The organism is Acidilobus sp., assembly GCF_049973875.1.
Classification (GTDB): Archaea; Thermoproteota; Thermoprotei_A; order Sulfolobales; family Acidilobaceae; genus Acidilobus.
In genome coordinates, this window is record NZ_JBMFJI010000049.1 from 1 (window position 1) to 3959 (window position 3959).

The following is a 3959-nucleotide window of genomic DNA, read 5'->3' on the forward strand; positions in this document are numbered from 1 at the left end:
GGAGCTGGAGGCCGGGGAGAGCAAGTACGACATCATAACCTACACGCCAGCCAACGCCATGGAGTTCATACCCTACCTGGTGCCCCTCAACTCAACCTACATAAACGAGTCGGACCTGATCTACCCTGTCCAGGCCCTGGGAGGCACGATAAATAACGTGACCTACGGCGTGGCCAGGGGGACCAGCGTCATGCTTTTGGCCTACTACGCCAACTACTTTGACAACGCCACGCTGCAGCAGGAGTTCTACAACGAGTACGGCTTCAGCCTCAACCCATGGACGTGGCGCAACTGGAGCACGGTACTTGACGTAGACCAGTTCTTCGTAAGCCACAACATAACAAAGTACGGCATACTGCTCTGGGACCAGCCGGGCGACCTGGACCTTTATGAGGCGTACGCCCTCGTCTTCGAGTGGTACTACATGCACAACAGCAGCCTGAGCTGCGGCAACGTAATGGGCATTATGCCCCTCTACGGCGACCTATTCATGGGGTGCGTGCCGAGCTGGTGGGGCCACGGCTTCCCGCCGCCGGCGTTCAACAGCACCGCGGGCGTTGAGGCCCTTGAGGTCCAGAAGCAGCTGGTAAGCTACATGCCGCCGCCCACCCAGCTCCTGGTGTCCTATGATAACATAGTGCCCCTGCTGGAGGAGCCCGGGTACGCCCCAGGAGGCTTCATGTTCGCGATACAGCTCTCTTACTTCACCAACAAGAACAACCTGTCAGAGATAAGGCTCGCCCCGGCGCCTGGAGGCTACGCCCTCGGCGGCGCCACTTTCTTCGGCGTAAGCAAGTACTCGCAGCACAAGGCCGCTGCGCTGGAGTTCCTGAGCTTTATAGCAAGCCCGCAGCTGCAGGTGGCCTCGTTCTACAACATGACCAACTTCCCGATATCAAAGGAGGCGTACCACATGCTGCTCGAGAACACCTCGCTCCCAGCCTATGAGAGGGAGTGGATAAACGCCACCTACTACGCGGCGGAGCACGCCTACGCCGCCATACCTGCGGTCTCGATAAGCACCACGGCCCTTGAGCCGGCCCTTGAGAAGGAGGTGCTAGGCTACCTGGAGGGGCAGATAACAAACGCCTCCCAGGCGCTTCAGCAGGCCGCCGCGGCGTGGGTCCAGGACATGGAGGCCTACACAAAAACAACTACTACCGCGGCGGCAGCCCCCGCGCCTTACTATATAGCCGCCCCCTTAGAGCCGAGGAGGCTCTGACCGCTCCTCTGCTACGAACCCTTCTTGCTTTTTCTTGTCGTATTTACCAGCGCCACCGCTGAAATGATAATTGAGGCCGCGCTGATCGCCACGGCATCCAGGTAAAGGCCTGCCTCCCTCAGGGCCTTCTGGGAGCTGGCCTGCGCCTCAAGGGCCGTGGAGCTCGTAGTGTTGACCTCCTGGCCAAGGAAGTGGAGCTGGGAGTTTAGCTGGGTGACGTTGGAGCTCAGCTCCTCAGACTGCCTGGCGACTTCACCGCTCAACTGCGACACGGAGCTGTTCAGGTACCTCAGCGAGAGGCTGAGGTCCTCAGCGGTCTGGTTGAGGTTGGATATCCTGGAGCTCAGGTAATAGTAGATGGACCTCAGCTGCCTGCTGAGGTTGGCTATTGCCGTGTTGGTGCTCAGCTCTATTATGTTAATCAGCCTGCTGGGCAGCACGTAGTTGACGGTGCCGTTGGAGCTCACCCTGTCGACCACGTCCGAGGCGTAGAGGTACACCACGCCGCTCCTCACGCCCAGGTAGCTGAGCTGGGACCCCATCAGCCTCGCGGTGCTGTTAACCAAGTAGAGCTTGCCCAGGGATCTCACGTTCACCAGGGTCACGTTGCTGTCCACTATGTAGACCGTGCCGTTGAAGACGGAGTCCTCAATGGGGCCGCTGTAGCCAGTTATGTTAACATTGTAGAAGAGGTCGTCATAAGGGTAGAAGCTGCCGGGCCCGAGTGTCTCGTCGGCGTAGTAGGCGTACTTGGTCTCCATTATAGTTACGTTTACCGCGGACCTGGACGGCATGCCGTTAAACGAGGTCCCCGTGATGACGGCGGCCCAGGGCTCGCCGAGGTAGAGGCCCGAGAGCCCCGTGCTCCCCTGCGAGTAGAGCGACGGCATGACAGCGCTGCCGACCCAGAGTCCAAGTGTGGAGTTGTAGTAAAGCATCACCGTGGCCTGCAGCTCTCCGTCGAGCTGCCAGTAGGCGCTGCCGTCCGCCTTGGGCACCAGGACAGCTGAGAAGAGGCCGTACCTAACCAAGGTGCCGTTCTGGTAGGTGACGTTCGCGTAAATGGTCACCTCCTGCCCCTCGGCCGGCTCACTAGGCATGGCCCAGGCCCTGATGTTGAGCGGCTGCCCCACGTATATCATGTCAACCCCGTAGCCCTCCACAAGGCCGCCCAGCGTGGTGGAGTTGTAGGAGGCGTTGAGCAGGACCCAGTAGAGGCCCGGCCTCAGCTGCGGCACCCTCAGGGCGCCCAGGTAGTAGCCCAGGCTCGGGTCGTAGAACGCCTGGGAGGATGCCACCGGGGTCCCGTTGAGGTACTCAAGTGTCACTGTGACGTTGCTGCCCAGCGCTATGGTGTCGAAGAGGGACAGGCCCGTGCTGTAGGAGGTGAAGAACATGGTCTCAACGGGCGGCAGCACGTAGCCCATAACGACTATCTCCTGGCCCGGCTCAACTATGCCTGGCATCATGGCGCTCTCGCCGAGGACTACCATGTCCTGCAGGCTGTCCCCGAAGAACATAGGCACCAGGCCGAAGGCCGGCGGCCTGGCCTCCATGAGCGCGTAGCCATAAGGCGCTCTGAAGGCCACCACGCCCTGGGCGAAGTTGCCCTGAACGACAATAGTTCTGTTGTAAACCGAGTAGGAGTTCGTGACATAATTATAGTACAGCAGCGACACGTTATAGGTTATCTGGGGCCCCGGAGTCCCGTTGACGTACGTCAGGTTGGCCTCCACCGGGAGCCCAAGGGAGGGGTCCCACGGGTACGCGGCGATGGGGTACGCGAACGACGCAAAGTAGCCTATGAAGCCCTCGATGAACGACTCGCCCCTGAGGCCTCCCGAGGAGCCGCTCACAACTATCAGCGTGGGGCCTGAGACGTTGGCCGGCACCGTCACCTCCGCCTCCCAGACGGTGCCGTTGAATGCCATGCCTTGCGTGAGCCCGACCCCCTGGGTGGTCTCCAGCGCCACCTGGAAGCTGCCGAACGTCACAGGGGCCCCGTCAGGGTAGGTTATGTTAGCGATGACCGTCACCCTATTCCCAGGCACCAGCTCCAGGTCGCTCGGCGCGCCGGTGACGTTTACCTTAACGGAGAGGGACGGGAGCAGCGACTTGACCCTGTCCATTATGTCGCTGCTGCTCAACGCGAAGGCCAGCTGGCCCGCGTTTATCGCCCCGAGCCCCGTGACCAGGTTGTAGCCGTTGGACGCGGCCCAGGGTATGCTATAGCCGAAGGTGACCCTATCTATGGCTGCCGGGTAGGCCCTGTACATGGCGTACAGCGTGGGCGCTATGAGGCCGAGCCCGTGGCCCGCGTAGCCCTCCACCAGGGCCAGGAGGCCAGCCGTCAGGGGCGAGGCCTCGCTGGTGCCCCCCTCCACTATAGTCATGTTATTGTATGTAACCTCATAGACGCCTGGGAATATGTTAGCGTTGGCAGAGACGTCGGGCACTGCCCTGCCGTAGGGGAAGCCCTGGGGAGGCCTAGGAACCACGCCCTCCTGCCACCACGGCATCGGCTCATAGGCGCTGTAGCCGCCCGTGGAGCCGCCCGCGTTCTGCATGTACGGCACGAAGCCGGCCGACGACCAGGCCGTGCTGTAATATGAGCTCACGCTGCCGTTGGGGTAAAAGTCCAGGTACGTTGTCGTACCTCCGACCGCTAGGACCCAGGGGGAGGAGGCCGGGTAGTTGACGTCCCCCACGGGGCCGGCGCTGTACCCCATGCCCCCGC

The 3959-nt window shown here is 61.5% G+C and carries 2 protein-coding genes; one reads left to right on the forward strand and one right to left on the reverse strand.

The window, feature by feature from the left end:
* Positions 1–1222, forward strand: a 1222-nt coding sequence (locus ACP5H1_RS08060; RefSeq protein ID WP_427973904.1) for a carbohydrate ABC transporter substrate-binding protein, incomplete at its 5' end; no start/stop codon positions are given.
* A gap of 11 nt (positions 1223–1233) precedes the next feature.
* On the opposite strand, the gene ACP5H1_RS08065 is transcribed toward ACP5H1_RS08060, so the two are convergent.
* On the reverse strand, positions 1234–3959 hold a 2726-nt coding region (locus tag ACP5H1_RS08065), incomplete at its 5' end, for a S8 family serine peptidase (protein WP_427973905.1).